Origin of the sequence: Streptomyces sp. NPDC007025, from assembly GCF_042869455.1 — a bacterium.
Classification (GTDB): Bacteria; Actinomycetota; Actinomycetes; order Streptomycetales; family Streptomycetaceae; genus Streptomyces.
Genome location: NZ_JBIAFT010000001.1, coordinates 645,658 through 662,281 on the forward strand (window position 1 = coordinate 645,658; position 16,624 = coordinate 662,281).

16 protein-coding genes are annotated in these 16,624 nt (G+C 73.0%); 6 read left to right on the plus strand and 10 right to left on the minus strand.

The genetic code is table 11. From position 1 onward, the window contains the following. The first annotated feature begins 89 nt into the window (after nt 1-89). Complete coding sequence (locus tag ACFYMO_RS02680) at nt 90-638, plus strand: DoxX family protein (protein WP_366770438.1); 549 nt, start codon at nt 90-92, stop codon at nt 636-638. A 49-nt stretch (nt 639-687) separates the two neighbouring features. Here the strand turns inward: ACFYMO_RS02680 and ACFYMO_RS02685 are convergent, their stop codons facing one another. From ACFYMO_RS02685 to ACFYMO_RS02695, 3 genes are all read right to left on the minus strand, one after another. Continuing rightward, on the minus strand, nt 688-1,095 hold the full coding sequence (locus ACFYMO_RS02685) for a hypothetical protein (protein WP_388543638.1): 408 nt from the start codon (nt 1,093-1,095) through the stop codon (nt 688-690). A gap of 235 nt (nt 1,096-1,330) precedes the next feature. Beyond that, a complete protein-coding gene (locus tag ACFYMO_RS02690) occupies nt 1,331-2,722 on the minus strand; it encodes a 6-phospho-beta-glucosidase (RefSeq protein WP_366770436.1) in 1,392 nt (463 codons plus the stop codon). A 5-nt stretch (nt 2,723-2,727) separates the two neighbouring features. After that, on the minus strand, nt 2,728-3,480 hold the full coding sequence (locus ACFYMO_RS02695) for a DeoR/GlpR family DNA-binding transcription regulator (protein ID WP_366770435.1): 753 nt from the start codon (nt 3,478-3,480) through the stop codon (nt 2,728-2,730). 141 nt (nt 3,481-3,621) lie between these two features. Between ACFYMO_RS02695 and ACFYMO_RS02700 the strand changes: the two genes are divergently transcribed. The 4 genes from ACFYMO_RS02700 (at nt 3,622) to ACFYMO_RS02715 (ending at nt 7,986) form a co-directional block, all read left to right on the plus strand. Further along, entirely contained in the window at nt 3,622-4,728 is a 1,107-nt protein-coding gene (locus ACFYMO_RS02700) for a PfkB family carbohydrate kinase (protein ID WP_366770434.1), read from the plus strand. Nucleotides 4,729-4,790: 62 nt separating this feature from the next. Beyond that, on the plus strand, nt 4,791-6,215 hold the full coding sequence (locus ACFYMO_RS02705; protein ID WP_388543640.1) for an ABC transporter substrate-binding protein: 1,425 nt from the start codon (nt 4,791-4,793) through the stop codon (nt 6,213-6,215). Next, nucleotides 6,212-7,165 (plus strand): sugar ABC transporter permease, encoded by a 954-nt coding sequence (locus ACFYMO_RS02710; RefSeq protein ID WP_366770432.1) that lies wholly within the window; start codon nt 6,212-6,214, stop codon nt 7,163-7,165. The genes ACFYMO_RS02705 and ACFYMO_RS02710 overlap by 4 nt, the downstream gene beginning before the upstream one ends. Continuing rightward, nucleotides 7,162-7,986: a carbohydrate ABC transporter permease gene (locus tag ACFYMO_RS02715; protein ID WP_366770431.1), complete on the plus strand. Its 825-nt coding sequence runs from the start codon at nt 7,162-7,164 to the stop codon at nt 7,984-7,986. The genes ACFYMO_RS02710 and ACFYMO_RS02715 overlap by 4 nt, the downstream gene beginning before the upstream one ends. A 57-nt stretch (nt 7,987-8,043) precedes the next feature. Here the strand turns inward: ACFYMO_RS02715 and ACFYMO_RS02720 are convergent, their stop codons facing one another. The 5 genes from ACFYMO_RS02720 to ACFYMO_RS02740 are packed head-to-tail and all read right to left on the minus strand — an operon-like array spanning nt 8,044 to nt 13,446. Continuing rightward, nucleotides 8,044-9,603 (minus strand): sodium:solute symporter family protein, encoded by a 1,560-nt coding sequence (locus ACFYMO_RS02720; protein WP_366770430.1) that lies wholly within the window; start codon nt 9,601-9,603, stop codon nt 8,044-8,046. Then, the gene (locus tag ACFYMO_RS02725; protein WP_388543642.1) at nt 9,600-9,902 is read right to left on the minus strand and encodes a DUF3311 domain-containing protein; all 303 of its coding nucleotides are present in this window, start codon (nt 9,900-9,902) and stop codon (nt 9,600-9,602) included. Before ACFYMO_RS02725 ends, ACFYMO_RS02720 begins: the two co-directional genes overlap by 4 nt. 42 nt (nt 9,903-9,944) lie before the next feature. Then, the gene (locus tag ACFYMO_RS02730; RefSeq protein ID WP_388543644.1) at nt 9,945-10,751 is read right to left on the minus strand and encodes an SDR family NAD(P)-dependent oxidoreductase; all 807 of its coding nucleotides are present in this window, start codon (nt 10,749-10,751) and stop codon (nt 9,945-9,947) included. After that, a complete protein-coding gene (locus ACFYMO_RS02735) occupies nt 10,748-12,199 on the minus strand; it encodes an aldehyde dehydrogenase family protein (RefSeq protein ID WP_388543645.1) in 1,452 nt (483 codons plus the stop codon). Before ACFYMO_RS02735 ends, ACFYMO_RS02730 begins: the two co-directional genes overlap by 4 nt. Further along, complete coding sequence (locus tag ACFYMO_RS02740; RefSeq protein WP_366770426.1) at nt 12,196-13,446, minus strand: M20 family metallopeptidase; 1,251 nt, start codon at nt 13,444-13,446, stop codon at nt 12,196-12,198. The genes ACFYMO_RS02735 and ACFYMO_RS02740 overlap by 4 nt, the downstream gene beginning before the upstream one ends. Nucleotides 13,447-13,654: 208 nt before the next feature. Here ACFYMO_RS02740 and ACFYMO_RS02745 point away from each other — a divergent pair, with 208 nt between their 5' ends. Further along, nucleotides 13,655-14,455 carry a FadR/GntR family transcriptional regulator gene (locus ACFYMO_RS02745; protein WP_366770425.1) on the plus strand — a complete coding sequence of 267 codons (801 nt, stop codon included), beginning with the start codon at nt 13,655-13,657 and terminating at the stop codon, nt 14,453-14,455. Between the two features lie 90 nt (nt 14,456-14,545). On the opposite strand, the gene ACFYMO_RS02750 is transcribed toward ACFYMO_RS02745, so the two are convergent. Beyond that, entirely contained in the window at nt 14,546-15,748 is a 1,203-nt protein-coding gene (locus ACFYMO_RS02750) for an FAD-dependent monooxygenase (RefSeq protein WP_366770424.1), read from the minus strand. A 153-nt stretch (nt 15,749-15,901) separates the two neighbouring features. Further along, a complete protein-coding gene (locus ACFYMO_RS02755; protein WP_366770423.1) occupies nt 15,902-16,591 on the minus strand; it encodes an HAD-IA family hydrolase in 690 nt (229 codons plus the stop codon). Nucleotides 16,592-16,624 lie beyond the last annotated feature (33 nt).

Here is a 16,624-nt window from a genome sequence, read left to right on the forward strand (position 1 = left end):
CGGGTTGCGGGGCGGCCGGGAGGCGCGTGCCATGGCGGTGACGGCACCGCCGCCGTCGCTCCGGCCGCCCGCGCACCCGAGGATCCTGTATGACGCCACTGCAACTGGTCTCCCGCCCGCTTCTGGGCGTGTTCTTCGTCAACGCGGGAGTGGGGACGCTGAGCCGGCCGGAGCCGCCGGCCGAACTGGCGGCGCCCTTCCTGGAGCGGCTGCGCGAGAAGGTTCCGCTGCCCGGCGACGACGTGACGCTGGTCCGGGTGAACGCCGCGGTCCAGGTGGTGGCGGGCGCGTTGCTGGCCACCGGACGTGTGCCGCGGACCGCGGCGCTGGCGCTGGCCGGCTCGCTGCTGCCCACGACCCTGGCCGGGCACCCGTTCTGGGAGCAGGACGATCCCGGGCAGCGCGCCGCCCACCGGATCCACTTCGGCAAGAACACCGCCATCGTGGGCGGCCTGCTGGCCGTCGTCAGCGACGCCGACCACCACGCGCGCGTCCGGGCGCTGCGGGCCCGCGCCAAGAAGCACCGGGCCCAGCACTGCCCCGCGCATCCCCGGCACGCCACGGCCAGGCGGGCCTCGGGCACCGCACGCGCGGCGCGTTGCCCCGCGGGCCGCGGCCGGGCGGCCCGCTCCGGGTAGCGGCCCACCGGCCGGCGGCCCGGTCATCGGCCGCCGGCCGGCGGATCCCTCAGGAGCCCTTGAGCGTGTACTTGCAGCCCTGTGAACTCTCGCCGCCGGCGTTCTTGTCGACGGTCTTGCCGTCGACCTCCAGAACGCAGGCCGGGAAGACGAAACTGCCGTCCGCGCCCTTGACGGCCTGCGGCGTGACATACAGCTGTACGCCGTTCTTCAACTCGGCCCCCTCGAGAATGACCTGGTCCTCGTGCTTCCAGGGCAGCGTCGCCGTCTCGAAGTGGCTGTCGCCTGCCGCCCAGCCGATCTGCGAGGAGCCCGAGCCCTCCACCCGGAGGGTGACCCGGTGGGTCTCCGGCGGGCCCCACGTCTGCTTCGGTTCCGCCGCGGCGGAGGCGCCGCCGCTGTCCGCCGCCCCGTCGTCCGAGCCCCCGCCGCAGCCCGTCACCAACGCGCACACCATGACTAAGGTCGCTCCCGCGACTGTCCCGCGCACCTTCTGCTCCTCTGTGTCGACGGTCGAGTGTTCCCCCACGTCCCGAGTCGTGAGCCTAGTGGGGAGGGAGCTGTTCGGTGGGTGGAACAGAAGAGGAGAGACTGCGGAGGACTCGGGGACGAGCCGCACCGGTGATGCCGCCCGGGCCGCCGGCTCACCGGAGCGCGGAGGAGCTCAGCTCACCCAGGGGGACCGCCTCTGCTCACCCCGCTGAGCCTTCCGGCGCCTCCAGCGGGCGCGCCGTCTCCAGGACGCGCTCGGCCGCGTGGACCGAGTCGACCAGCGGGTGCAGGGCCAGGGCGCGGAGCGCGGCCCGGTGCGAGCCGCGGGTCGCGGCCTCGACGGTGGCGCGTTCGACGGCCTTGAGCTGGAGCATCAGCCCCAACTGGTCGGCGGCGACCGGGCCGGTGGCCAGCGGGCGGGCACCGCCGGAGTCGACCAGGCACGGCACCTCGACCACCGCGTCGGAGTCGAGGCCGGGCACGGCGCCGCGGTTGCGGACGTTGAGGATCAGCGTGGTGCGCCTGTTCCGCGCGATGGCCCGCATCAGGGCCAGCGCGACCCGGTCGTAGCCGCCGCCCTCCAGGTCGCAGCTCTCGCGCTGCCAACCGCCGGACGCCTCACGGCTCTCGGCCATGTAGGTCTCCTCGCGTTCGCGGCGTGTCTCCTCCCACGACCGGAAGGCTCCGTCGCCGCCGCCGGAGAGCTCGGCGTAGAAGCCCTGCTGCTGCCGGGCGAGGAACTCCCCCCGGGTGGCGTCCGCAGCGCGGATCGCGGTGAGGGCCTCCCGGTGGTGGTAGTAGTAGTGCAGGTATTCGTTGGGCAGCGCGCCCAGGGCCTGCAGCCACTCGGTGCCGAAGAGCTTGCCCTCCTCGAACGACTCCAGGGCCGGGGCGTTCTCCAGCAGTGCGGGCATCCGGTCGGTGCCGTCGACCACGATGCGGCGCAGCCAGCCGAGGTGGTTGAGGCCCACGTAGTCGAAGTCGGCGCGGTCGGGGTCGGCGCCGGCGGCCCGCGCGGCGCGGCGGCAGAGCCCGACGGGGGAGTCGCAGATGCCGATGACGCGGTCGCCCAGCACCCGGCTCATCGCCTCGGTGACCATGCCCGCCGGGTTGGTGAAGTTGATGACCCACGCCTGCGGGGCGAGCGCGGCCACCCGTTCGGCGATGTGGATGGCCACCGGGACCGTGCGCAGTCCGTAGAGCACTCCGCCCGCGCCGACGGTCTCCTGGCCCAGCAGCCCCTCGGCCAGCGGATACTGCTCGTCCCGTACCCGTCCGGCGAGGCCGCCGACGCGGATGGCGCTGAAGACGAAGTCGGCGCCGCGCAGGGCCTCGTCGAGGTCGGTCGTGGTGCGCACCGCGGGTGCCGGCCCCGGATGCCCGGCCGCCTGCTCGGCCAGCACGGCGCCGATGGCGCGCAGCCGGCCGGGGTCGGTGTCGTGGAGGACGAGTTCGGTGCAGCGCCCCGCCGTGTCGGGGTCCTGCGCGTCGTCCAGCAGCGCGCGGTGGACCAGCGGGACCCGGAATCCGCCCCCGCCGAGCACGGTGAGCCGCAGGCCGGCCGCGCCAGTGAGGTCCGGTGCTGCTGTCATTCCCGTCATACCTCTACTACCTCCACTTCGGCCTCGCGGAACGCGGCGAGGGCGGCCGGATCGGACTCCTGGCCGGTGATCAGCATGTCGATGTCGCCTGCCTGGCAGACGCGGGCGCTGCCGGTGCCGGGGAACTTGCGCGGGGTGGCCAGCAGCACGGCCTGGCGGGCCGAGCCCAGCATGGCCCGTTTCACCGGGACCTCGACCTCGGTGGTGTCCAGTACCCGGCCGTCGGCCAGTACCCCGCTGGTGCCGAGGAAGACCCGGTCCGCGTAGATCTCGCGGAGCGCGGCCCGGGTGATCTGGCCGACCAGCGAGCGGTAGTTGCGCCGCACCTCGCCGCCGAGCAGCACGAGTGTCACCTCCGGGTCGGAGCGCAGCTCCTCGTAGACGGCGAGGTTGGAGGTGACGACGGTGATCTTCCGGCCGTGCAGCAGCCGTGCGAGCTGCAGGGTGGTGGTGCCGATGTCGAGCAGCACCGTCTCCCCGTTGCTGATCAGCTCCGCGGCGCCCGCGGCGACGGCTTCCTTGGCGGGGAGGTCGTCCACCTCCTCCTCCGCGAAGGGGCGTTCGACCGGTTCCCGGGCGATGGCGCCGCCGTACACCCGCCGCAGCCGTCCGGAGTCGGAGAGGTCGGACACGTCCCGGCGTGCCGTGGCCTCGCTGACCTGGAGCCGCCGGGCGATCTCGACGACGGGCAGCACCCCCTCCTCGCGGAGGATCCGCAGCAGCTTCTCGTGCCGGGTTTCGCGCAACATGCGCAGCACCTTAGCGCGACTGAGCGTCTTTGCGCGACTGTGACTGACCTATTGCATTCTGCCGAGGGGGAGTGCATGGTGTCGCTCAAATCAGTCACGTAAACGCTGAGTTTTGGCCATAGATGAGAGGGGCGAGCGGCCTTGAGTACCACTGGGAGTGCCCAACCAGCACCGACCGGGAGCTGGTTGGACCCGCTGGCCGGCCTCCGCACGGAGGAGGGCCCGCAGACCGATGTGTTCCTCACCGGCACGGTCTTCCTCGACATCGTCCTCACCGGCCTCGACCACGCCCCCGTGCGCGGCACCGAGACCTGGGCCGGCGGCATGGGCTCCAGCCCGGGCGGAGTCGCCAACATGGCGACCGCGCTGCGCAGGCTCGGGCTGCGCACCGCGCTGGCCGCGGCCTTCGGCGACGACATGTACGGCGACTACTGCTGGGAGGCGCTCTCCGGCAGCGAGGGCATCGACCTGGCCCCCTCGCACCGCGCCAAGGGCTGGCACTCCCCGGTCACCGTCTCCATGGCCTACGAGGGCGAACGCACCATGGTCAGCCACGGTCACGAGGCGCCCAAACCGTGCGTCAGCGTCGCCGCGCGCCCGGCGTCCCGGGCCTGCGTCACCTCGCTGTCGCCGGGCCGGGTGGGGGACTGGGTGCGGCAGGCCCACACCGAGGGCAGCCTCATCTTCGCCGACACCGGCTGGGACGAGACCGGCGCCTGGGACCCGGACACCCTGGCCGACCTGTCGCTGTGCCACGCGTTCCTGCCCAACGCCACCGAGGCCCTGCACTACACCCGCACCGACACCCCGGAGGCGGCCGTGCGCACGCTGGCCGAGCTGGTGCCCGTCGCGGTGGTCACCAAGGGAGCCGGCGGCGCGGTGGCCGTCGACGGGACCACCGGCGAATTCGCCGACGTGCCCGCACTGAGCGTCGAGGCGCTCGACCCCACCGGCGCCGGGGACGTGTTCATGGCCGGCTTCACCACCGGGACCCTGGCCGGCTGGCCGCTCGCCGACCGGCTGGCGTTCGCCAACCTGACCGCCGCACTCTCCGTCCAGCACTTCGGCGGCTCTCTCTCGGCGCCGGGGTGGAGCGAGGTCGCGGCCTGGTGGCAGTACGCGCGCCGGATCGGCGGCCAGAGCCAGGAGGTGATGCGGCGCTACGGCTTCCTGGACGACCTGCTCCCCGGCGGCAACGGCGAATGGCCCCTGCTGCGCGCCACCCCCACCATCGGATTCCGGTCGTGAACCGGAAAGGCACGGGCCCGCGCGGCCGCAACCGCGCGCAGCACCAAGGAGGGCGTACGACGATGAACGCGCACCGGCACCACGGACGAGGACGGCTGCGCCGGCCCTGCACCGCCCTCGGCGCGCTGGCCGGCCTGCTGCTGGCCGCCGCCTGCGTACCCGGCACCGACGGGTCGGGAGCGGCGGGTACCGGGGGCGCCGCGGTGACCGCCACACCCGACCCGGGCAAGGCCGGGAAGGTCACCCTCACGGTGTGGGACCAGCAGACCCGGGGCGGCACCAACGCCGAGATCGAGCGCCTCAACAAGGAGTTCGAGACGAAGTACCCCAACGTCACCATCAAGCGGGTGGCCCGCAGCTTCAACGATCTGAAGAAGACCCTCAAGCTCGCTCTGAGCGGCGACAACCCGCCCGACGTCGTCCAGGCCAACCAGGGCTACGCGGACATGGTCGCCTTCGCCCGCGCCGGGATGCTCACCCCGCTGGACAGCTACGCGGGTCTCTACAGCTGGAACACCCGCTTCCCGCAGACGCTGCTCAACCTCAACCGGGTGGCGCCCGACGGCAAGCGGTTCGGCACCGGTCAGCTGTACGGGATCTCGCAGGAAGGCGAATACATCGGGGTCTACTACAACAAGAAGGTGCTCCGGAAGGCGGACATCGAGCCGCCGAGGACCTGGCAGGACCTCACCGCCGCACTGCCGAAGCTCAAGCAGGCCGGCGAATTGCCGGTGCAGTTCGGCAACCTCGACAAGTACCCCGCAATCCACACCTTCGGCGTCCTCCAGGGGCAGGCGGCCGGGAACGCCGAGCCGGTGCGCGAGACGGTCTTCGGCCGAGGCGGCGGCTTCGACACCGACGCCACCCGCACCGCCGCCCGTACCCTCGCCGACTGGGCGAAGAAGGGCTACTTCCCCAAGGGGGCCAACGGCAAGGGATACGACGACGCGGCCAAGCAGTTCGCCGACGGCAAGGGCGCCTTCCTGATCACCGGCACCTGGCAACTGGCCGACCTGCGCGAGCCCATGGGCGACGACCTCGGCTTCATGCCACCGCCGCCGGCAGCCGGGAAGCAGCCGGTCACCACCGGAGGCGAGGGGCTGCCGTGGTCCATCACCTCCAAGTCCGACCATCCCCAGGTCGCCGCCGCCTACCTCGACTTCCTCACCGACGCACACGCCGCGAAGGTGATGACCGAGGAGGGCGTGCTGCCGGTGGTGCCCGGAAAGTCGGCCGGGAAGCTCGACCCGGACTCCCCGAACGGCCAGATGGTGGCCGGCTGGGAGCAGCTGAACGCCGCCGACGGGCTGGTGCCCTACCTCGACTACACCACCCCCACCTTCTACGACACGCTCTCCGCCGACCTCCAGGGCGTCCTCAGCGGCGACCTCGGCCCGGACGAGTTCGCCGAGCGGACGCAGAAGGAGTACGCGGAATTCCGCGCCCAGCAGCACAGCGACGGCGGGGACGGCGGTGACTCAGAATGAGTCCTCTCACCGGCCGGGAGGCCGGCGCCCGGCGGGCCGCCGCGGTGCCGGGCCCGCGCACGGCCCGCTACCGCCGCCGGGCACCCGGCGAGCCGCGGGCCGTGGGCTACCTCTACGTCCTGCCCGCACTCGCGGTCTTCGGCGTGTTCCTGCTCTGGCCGCTCGCCCAGACCGGCTGGCTGTCGTTGCTGCACTGGGATGGGCTGACCCGTGCGAGCTGGGCGGGGCTGGACAACTACCGGGATCTGCTCACCGACCCCGAACTGCGCGCACCCTTCGCACACGCCGCGGTGCTGCTGCTCTTCTACGCGGCACTCCCGGTGGCCATCGGACTGCTGCTGACGGCCGCACTCACCCGCTTCCGGATCCGCGGCATGACCTTCTTCCGCACTGTGCTGTTCCTGCCGCAGGTGCTGGCGATGGTCGTCGTCGGCGTCGCCTGGCGTGCGGTGCTGGCACCCGACGGGCTGCTGAACGACACGCTCGGCGCCCTGGGCCTGGACGGGCTGGCCCGGTCCTGGCTCGGCGACGGCACCTGGGCGCTGCCCGCCGTCGGCACCATCGGCACCTGGGTGGAGACCGGGCTGTGTCTGGTGCTCTTCCTCGCCGGGGCCCAGCGCATACCGCGGGAACTGTACGAGGCGGCCCGGATCGACGGCGCCGGACCGGTACGGGAATTCGTCACCGTCACCCTGCCCGGGCTGCGCGCCGAGGTGGCCGTCGCGCTCACGCTCACCCTGGTGGCGGCGCTGCGCAACTTCGACCTGATCTACATCACCACCAGTGGCGGCCCGGGCAACGCCACCTCCGTGCCCTCCTACGAGGTCTACCGCCGCGCCTTCGAGAGCGGCGAGGTCGGCTCGGCCTCGGCCATGGGCATCACTCTCACCGCCGTGATCTTCGCGCTGACCATGGTGGTCACCAGGTTCGTGGAGGGCCGCAGCCGATGAACACTTCCCGCACCGAACGCGGCGTCACCTACGGCATCCTGGCCCTGTTCGCGCTGATCGCGCTGACCCCCGTCGCCGGAATCCTCTCCACGGCGCTGGCCCGCCAGGACTCGCTGAAGACCGGCTTCGCCCTGCCGGACGGCCTCAACTGGCACAACTTCGCCGACGCCTGGACCCGTGGCCACTTCGGCAGCTACCTGTTCAACTCCGTACTGGTGGCCGTCGCCGTGGTGGCCGCCACCACCGTGCTGGCCACCCTCGCCGCCTACGCCTTCGGCACCATGCGCTTCCCCGGTTCCAACGGGCTGTTCTACCTCTTCGTCGTGGGGCTCACCCTGCCGCAGGAGGCGGTGATCGTGCCGCTCTACTTCGATCTGCGGCACTGGGGCCTGACCGACACCTACTGGGGGCTGATCCTGCCGCAGACCGCGCAGTCCCTGGCCTTCGGCGTCTTCTGGATGCGGACCTACTTCCGCAACACGCCGCGCTCGCTGCTGGAGGCCGCGCGGATCGACGGCGCCACCCACTGGTCGACCCTGACGCGCATCCTGGTCCCCATGGGGCGGCCCGCCTTCTCCACGCTGACCGTCATCGTGTTCATGTGGACCTGGAACGAGTTCCTCATGGCCCTGGTGATGGTGAGCGACGAGGCGCACCGCACGGTGCCGCTGGGGCTCGCCTTCTTCCAGGGGCAGCACTCCTCGGACACCGCGCTGCTGGCCGCCGCGGCGACCCTGATCGCGCTGCCCGTCGTCGCGGTCTATCTGCTGCTGCAGCGCCGCTTCATCCAAGGGATGCTCACCGGCTCGGCGAAGGAGTAGCCCCGGTCGGCCACCGCCGGGAACGGGCAGCGCGCGTCCCGCCTCCGCGCCGCGCGTTCACACCGTCTCTCCCCGGGCCGACGGGTCCTGTCCGGGCTGCTGTGCCGGGCCGGGCGGCCGCGCGGTCGTGGAAGCCGACGGCCGGGCGTGGGTGAGGGCGGCGGCCACCAGCAGGTTGGCCGCCAGGCCCACGAGCCCGCCGTTGATTCCGTGCCAGGGGTCGTTGTCAGTCCACCACAGCAGCAGCACCATCCCGAGCCCCACCAGGGTGCCCGCGACTCCCGCCGCCGCGGTCAGGCGCCGCCAGAACAGCGAGAGCAGGGCCAGCGGCACCAGCTGGGCCAGCCCCTCGTAGGAGAGGACCGACAGCTGCACCAGGGTGTTCGGGAAGAAGAGCGCGCCCAGCAGGGCCACGAGTCCGGCCAGGAAGCACACCAGTTGGGACAGCCGCTTGGTCCGCACGTCCTGCGCACTGCCCGGCTCCTCGCCTGTCTTGCCCGCAGTCCGGTTCCGGTGGGCGCGGCTTCGCGGGTCCGAGCCGTTGCCGCCGCCGAGCAGGGTGCGCCCGCACAGGGTGCCGATCGCCAGCATGAACACGCTCATCGGCACGATGGCCGACAGTGCCCCGGCCACGCCGATCACCGCGACGACCGGCGCCGGAAGCGAGTCGGTCACCAGCCGGAACAGCGCCAGGTCCGGGTTGTCGAGCGTGGGAAGCGCGAACAGTGCGACGGCGCCGACCATCATCGGGATGAACAGCAGCAGCTGGTACCAGGGCAGCAGCAGGGCGTTGCGGCGCAGCGCGTTCGGGCTCCTGGCGCTGAGGTAGCCGGCGACGGTGGTGGGGAAGATGGAGATCGTCACCGCGTTGAGCAGCAGCGTGGAGACGAACCAGGTGCCGTTCAGCCCGCCCGACTCATGTCCCGGGAACGTCAGCCACTCCGGCTTCTCCTGCACCATCCGCGTCATGAGGTCGCCGTATCCGTCCAGGTAGTGCAGCGGTACCCACACCGCGAGGAAGACCACCGCCACGATGACGAGCACGTCCTTGAGCACGCTCACCCACGCGGAACCGCGCAGCCCCGAGACCAGGATGAACGCCTCCGCGACGACGAAGGAGACCACGGCGGCGACGTGCAGATCGACGCTGCCGTAGGTCATGGCGTTCACCACCACGCCCATGCCCTGGATCTGCACCTGCACGTAGGGGACGATGAAGACGGTCGCGGTGACCGCCACCAGTATGCCCACGGGCCGGGAGCGGAAGCGGTGTTCGGCCATGTCGGCTATGGACAGCAGCCCATGCCGGCTCGCGTACGTCCACAGTGCCGGGCCCACGACGTACGCCACGGCGAAGCCGGTGGTCAGATAGGCGACCAGATAGAGGATCGGCACACCGAACGAGTAGGACCAGCCGGCCGTGCCGAGAAAGGAGAAGCTGGTGTAGGTCTCGCCGGCCATCAGCAGCCAGATGAACAGCACGCCCAGGCCCCGGCTGGAGACCGACCACTCGGCCATCCCCTTGTCCCGCCCCCGGGCGCTGAGCACCCCGATGGCGAGGGTCGCGGCCATGGCGAGGCCGAAGAGCGTCGTGGCGATCGCGGCTGATCCGCTCATCGCGGGTGCCCTCCCTCGTCGTCGACCGGAAGGGGCTCGACCGCACCCTTGGCGAAGGCCGGGTCGAGCCGCGAGACCGCCCAGATCACCAGGGGGCTGACCACCGTGGCCGCGACGATCCAGAACAGCAGGAACGGCAGCCCCGCCACGCGGGGTTCGATGCGGTTCGCCACCAGCGGGGCGGCGCAGTAGAGGACGGCGGGGATCAGCAGCAGCCACAGCGCAGGGCGCCTGGCTCCGGTTCGGGGGAGGCCCGCGAGGGGGTCCTCCTGATCGGGGACGGGGTGGTGCTCGGACATTGCGGAGTGCTCCTCGGAGGACGGCTGGTAACGGCACGGGGGTCACACTGCCGGGTCGTACCGGCCGTCGACGGCGGTCCACCCGCCGTCGACGGTCAGCACGCTGCCGGTCACGAACGTGGCGGCGTCCGAGAGCAGGTAGACCACGGCGCCCGCGATCTCGTCGGCCCGTGCCCAGCGCTGCAGCGCGGAGGCCCGCGCGTAGGCGTCGAACCACTCGGCGTCGGCGGCGATCTGGTCGGTGAGCGGGGTGCGCACCACGCCGGGTGCGACCGCGTTGAACCGCACACCCTGCGGGCCCCACTCCGCGGCAGCCGTCCGCAGCAGTTGGACCAGGCCGGCCTTGGCCGCCGCGTACACCCCCTGGCCGGGCTCCACCTGGAAGGCCCGCATGGAGGCGAGGGAGACGACCGAGCCGGCGCCGCGCCCGGCCATCGCCGGGGCACAGGCCCGAATCAGCGAGAAGTGCGCCCGCAGATTGAGCGCGACCACCCGCTCGAACTCGGACACCGTGTAGTCGGCGATCCGCTTGCGGACGTTGACGCCGACCGTCACCACGAGCCCGTCCAGCGGGCCCCATGCGGCCGCGGCCCGGGTCAGCGCCTCCTCGTCCAGTACGTCGAGCGGATACGGGCGGGCGCCGGAACCGGCCAGCCGCGCGGTCTCCTCGGCCCCGGCCTCGTCCCGGTCGGCCACCACGACCTCGGCGCCGTGCGCCACCAGGGCGCGTACCGCCTCCCGGCCGATACCGCTCGCGCCGCCGACCACGGCGGTCCGCCGCCCGTCGAGCCGGAACAGCCGTCCGTAGTCCACCTCGGCACCCCGGCCGCTCTCCGGATCGGCGCTCACGGCCTGATCACCGCCATCTTCGTCACTGTCAGCTCCTCGATCGCGAACCGGGGGCCCTCACGCCCGATGCCGGAGTCCTTGACGCCGCCGTAGGGCGCCACGTCGCAGCGGTATCCGGGCACCTCGTTGATCACCACGCCGCCGACGTCCAGTTCGTCCAACGCGCGGAAGGCGACATCGAGACGCTGGGTGAAGACGGCGGCGTGCAGCCCGTAGCGGCTCGCGTCGACCGCGGTGAAGGCCGCGTCCAGGTCCGGAACCGACCGCAGGCAGACGACCGGACCGAAGATCTCCTCGTCCCAGGCGGACTGACCGTCCGGCACCTCGGCCAGCAGCGCCGGAGTCAGACAGCGGCCCACCCGCTCGCCGCCCGCTACCAGCCGCGCACCCGCCTCGCAGGCGTCCTCCAGCCACGTCAGTACCCGTTCCGTCGCGGCCTCGTCGATCAGCGTGGCCACCCGGGTGTCCTCCGCGCGCGGATCGCCGACCGGTACGGTCGCCAGCCGCGCCGCGATCCGCCGCTCCAGTGCGGCCGCCACCGGAGCCTCGACGATCACCCGCTGGACGGCGATGCACGCCTGCCCGGAGGCGTAGTAGCCGCCGCGCACCACCGCCTCGGCCGCCGCGTCCAGATCGGCGTCCGCTGCCACGACCAGCGCGGCGTTGGAGCCGAGTTCCAGCACTACCTTGCGGGGCGCCGCGTCCTTCGCGATGCGGTGGCCGACCGCCGCCGAGCCGGTGAAGGAGACCGCGGCGACGGCCTCGTGCGTGGTCAGGGTACGTCCCACGGCCGCGTCCCCGGTGACCAGTTGCACCGCGCCCGCCGGGGCGCCCTCGGCCAGCAGCCGCTCGCGCACCAGGTTCACCAGCCACAGCGTGGCCAGCGGGGTCGCCGGTGCCGGTTTGACGATCACCGGGCAGCCGGCCGCCAGCGCGGGTGCGATCTTGTGGGTGGCCAGCATCATCGGGTAGTTGAACCCGGCGATCCCGACGACCACCCCGATCGGCCGCCGCGTCCAGAAACCCGTCATCCCGTCCCCGGACGGCAGCCCGTCCAGCGGCACCGTCTCGCCGTGGACGTGCGCCACCTCGTCGGCCGCCGCCCGCCAGGTGGCCACCGCCCGGGTCACCTCCGTACGGCAGTCGGGGCGCGGCTTGCCGGTCTCCAGGACCAGCAGGTCCTCCATGCCCTGCGCGACCCCCTCGAGTGCGTCGGCCACCCGGCCGAGCACCGCCCGGCGGGTGCGGGTGGGGAGCTTGGCGACCTCGCGGCGCAGCGCGGCGGCGTGCCGGACGGCCTGCCCGGCCTGGGCCACGGATCCGACCGGAGCCGGTGCCACCGGACTCCCGTCGTACGGGAACGTCACGATCTGCTGGTCCGCGGCGGCCACCCAGCTCTCGCCGATCGGCAGCCCGTCGGGGAACTCCTTGGTCTGCCACAGCGTCACGCCGCCGCACCCCCCTCCGGTGCGGGCGCGGTGGGCCGGGTGAGGAAGTGGTGGGCGGCTGCGGCGTAGACACGGGCGTACTCGCCGATCTCGCTCACCTCCACGAACTCGTCCTTCCGGTGCGCGATCCACTTGCCGCCCGGTCCGTAGACCACGGTGGGCAGTCCGGCGTCCCGGGTGAGGATGGTGCCGTCGGTGGTGCCGGGCACCGCGCCGAACGCCGGTGCGCTGCCGTGCACCCGGGTGTGGGCGGCCACCAACCCCTGCACCACGGGATGGTCCTCGGGTATCTCGACCGCGGGCCGGTCGTCCACGACGGTCTGCCGCACGGCAACCCCGAAAGGCGCGGCCGTCTGCTCCGCCGTCGTGCGCACCCGCTCGATCAGCTCCCCGTGGTCGGTGCCGGGGATCGTCCGTACATCCACCCCGACCACACCGTGCGCCGGGATGACGTTGAGCTGGTCCGGGTCGCCGCCCAGCAGCACGGTGGGGGTGACCGTCACGGAACCGGCGTGCGGATGGCTGCCGAAGCGTACGGCGGCCCACTCCCGCACGGTGCCGAGCGCCTCCACGATCCGGGCTCCGGCCTCGATCGGGCTGCGGCCCTCCTGCGGCATCGCACCGTGCGCCATCACGCCCGTCAGATCGAGCCGCAGCCGGATCCCGCCGCGGGCCGAGGTGCACACCTCGTACCCCTCCGGCTCGCAGACGACGACCCCGTCCACCTCGCCGGCCGCCGGGGAGGCCGCGAACGCCTTGGCGCCGAGCATCATGCCCTCCTCGTCGGCCATGACGCCCAGCACGATCCGCCCCGGGAAGGGGCCCGCCTGCTGGAGTGCCCGCACCCCGTAGATCATCGCCGCCACTCCGGACTTCATGTCGGCCGTACCGCGGCCCCACATCCGGCCGTCGCGGATCTCGGCGCCGTAGGGGTCCACGCTCCAGTCGGCGGGGTCGCCCTCGGTCACGACGTCGGTATGCCCCTCGAACATCAGCGTGGGCCCCGGGCCCCCGCCGCCCTCGACGGTCGCGATCACGTTCGGGCGGCCCGGGGCCACCTCCGTGACGGTGTGCTCCCAGCCGAACCGCGTGAACAGTTCGGCGACCAGGTCGGCGGCCGGCCTCTCGACGGCCTCGGCGCCCTCGGAGTTGACGGTGCGCAGCCGCACCAGTTCCTGGGTGAAGGCGATGGCCGCCTCGGTGTCGAGCAGGCAATCCCACGGCTGTTCGCCGGGACCGGAATGCATGGAACCTCCAAGTCCCTGTCCCCGCCGCCCGACTCCGTCCACTGGAACCAGGCGACTGGTCAGACCAGTTGATCGTCCGTACTCTGCTCGGGTGCCCCGGCTGCGGTCAAGGGGTAGGCCGGGGCGGCACAGGATCAGCACACGTGGCAGTGCAAGCAGCCCGCCACGAGCCCGTCGAGAGCTCGCAGGAGCGTGAGAGAGGGTGCCGATGTCGGTCGATCCCCCTGGTCGGACCGGATTCCAGCCGGTGCGCCCGGTGCGCGCCTACCAGCGCGTCGCCGAGCAGATCGAGGAACGCATCCTCGCCGGGCAGCTGCCGCCCGGCTCCCGGCTGCCCGCGGAACGCGAACTGGTGCGCCAGTTCGAGGTGGGCCGCTCCACCATCCGCGAAGCGCTGCGCGTCCTCCAGTCCGCGGGCCTGATCCGCTCCCGGCCCGGCGATCCGCTGGGCGCCGAGGTGCTGGGCGTCTCACCCGACACTCTCAGCCACGCCCTCGGACGGCTCGCCCGGTCCCATCTGTCCGGGCCCGCCGAACTGATCCAGTTCCGGATGGTGCTGGACGCGGAGAGCTACCGCCTCGCGGCGCGGCTGCACACCGACGACGACCTGCGGCGGCTGACCGAACTGGTGGACCGGATGGCCGACTGTGCGCAGGCTGCCGACAGCGGCAGCACGCCGCCCGACACGCACGCCTTCAGCCAGGCGGACGCCGGATTCCACCGGGTCGTCGCCGAGGCCGGCGGCAACGCGTTGCTCGCACTGTGCGCCCGCGCCGTTCACGACGCCGTCGTGGACGCCATCGAGCACACGCTGCGGCACGCCCGGGACGCGGGGGGTGCGGCCGGCCGGATGCACCGCTCGACCCGCCACCACCGCCTCGTCGTCGAGGCCCTCGGCAGCCGGGACGGTGCCCGCGCCGCGCGCCTGGGTCGCCAGGCGCTCTTCGACAGCTACGGTCCGCACATGTCGCCGCAGGACCGCACCCGGCTGCGCGCGGCGCTGGACTGAGCGTCGGCCTCGGGCGCCGGCCCCGGGCCGGGAGCGGGCCGCCGGCCGCCCCGCCGACGGAGGCGGCCGGCGGGGCGGCGGTGCCGGCCGTCAGTAGTCGCGCAGGGCGAAGCCGTCCGTGACGGCGTAGAATTCGTCACTCAGGTCGAGCACCTCGGAGGCGTCCTTGGGGGCCTCGGCCGCCTCCTGTACGGTGCCGTCCTCCCCGCTCCCGGCCGACCGGTGCGCCAGTGCCTGGTTGGCGCCGACCCAGTCGCGCAACTCGCGCTCGTACGCGGCGAAGGCCGCGCGGTGGTCGCCGTCCGCGGCCTTCAGCTGCCCGGCCAGTACATACGCGCCGACCATCGCCATGCTGGTGCCCTGCCCGGAGGCGGGCGAGCCGCAGTAGCCTGCGTCGCCCAGCAGCACCACCCGGCCGCTGGACCAGGAGTCCAGATGAACCTGGGCGCCGCCGTCGAAGTGGAAGTCGGGCGCCTCCCACATGTACTCCAGCAGGCGGGGCACCTCCCAGCCCACCTGCGCGTAGCGTTCGGCGATCAGCCGCTTCTGGGCCTGCGGATCGCGCAGCTCCCGGTCCGTGCGGTCCACCCCGCCCAGCCCGACGTAGACGCGCAGTTCCGCGTTCTTGCGCACGCTCATCGCCAGACAGCCCCAGGCCTCCGGGTCCCCGGTCAGATAGGCGAGCTGCCAGCGGTCCAGGTCCAGCACGTTCGGGGCCGTCCATACGCCCAGATGCCCCGCCATGGGGCGCAGGTGGCGCTCCTCCGGGCCGAAGACCAGGGAGCGGGTGTGCGAGTGGATGCCGTCCGCGCCGACGACGATGTCGAAAGCGCGCTCGCGGCCACCGGCGAAGCGCACCCGGATCTCCTCCGGGCGCTCGTCGAGCGCGGCTATCGAGTCGTCGAAGAGGTACTCGACGCCGGGGCCGCCGGCCCCCACCAGGATGCGGGCGAGGTCGTCGCGGAGGATCTCGATGTCGTCGCGGTCCAGCCGGCCGCCGCTGGCGGTGGCCTCGGTGGTGCTGTACGTCTCGTTGCCGTCCACGTCCAGCACGGACATGCCGCGCAGGTCGGTCGCGTGCTCCCGCAACTCCTCCAGGACGCCCATCCGTGCGGCCACCTCGATCGCGGTCCCGCGGACGTCGATCGCCTGGCCGCCGGGGCGGAGCCCGGGAGCACGTTCGACCACCGTCACGTGGAAGCCGTAGCGGTCCAGCCAGTGGGCCAGCGCGGGCCCTGCCACGCTCGCACCGGAGATCAGAACGCGCTTGCCTGCCGTGGTGTCGGATGCCATGGGGTTCTCCTTCCGTACCGGGCCCGGGAGTTCCTCCTCCCAGCGCTCCGGGGCAACCCCCAGCCTCCGCGCCGCGGCCGACAGACCGCCTACGCCGGGCCGACAGCGGGCGCGGAACGCCTGCACCACACCTGTACGACGCCTACATGACGCCTACACCGGGTCGGTGCGCAGGAGTTCCCGCAGGTCCGCGACGGTGCCGGCATCCGCGTCCGCCAGCCAGCCGGCCGGGGTGGGCCCGCCGGTGTAGCCCAGCACCGGCATGCCGGCCGCGCGCGCCGCGCGGACCCCGGCCGGACTGTCCTCGATCACCAGGCACTCCGCGGCCGGGACGCCGCAGACGGCGGCCGCGTGCCGGAACAGGTCGGGAGCGGGCTTGCCCTCGCGCACGTCGTCCGCGCTGAAGACCCGGCCCGCGAAGCGGCCCCACAGCCCGGTCGCGGTCAGCGAGTGGCGGATCCGGGGATGGCTGCCGCTGCTGGCCACGCAGTACGGCAGGCCCCGCGTGTCCAGCGCGTCGAGCAACTCACCGACGCCCGGCATCGTGTGGGGCGCCGCCTCGAACGCGGCGGCCACCCGGGCCCGGTACTCCACGAGCCAGCCGTCGTCCACGGGTCGGGCGGCGTGTGCGCGCACCTGCGCCAGCAGATACGGCTCGGGGGTGCCCAGGAACTTCTCCAGCACGTCGGCGGGCGTCAGCGGCCACCCCGCCTCGGTCGCCATCGCCGCCACGACCTCCGGCCCGATCCGCTCGGTGTCCACCAGCACCCCGTCGCAGTCGAAGACGACGAGCCGTGCGCAGGCCAGGGCACGGGCGGGGGAGGGGTGGGGCGCGCTGTCCATGCGCCCCACCCCATCACGCTCCCGGGCCGCGGC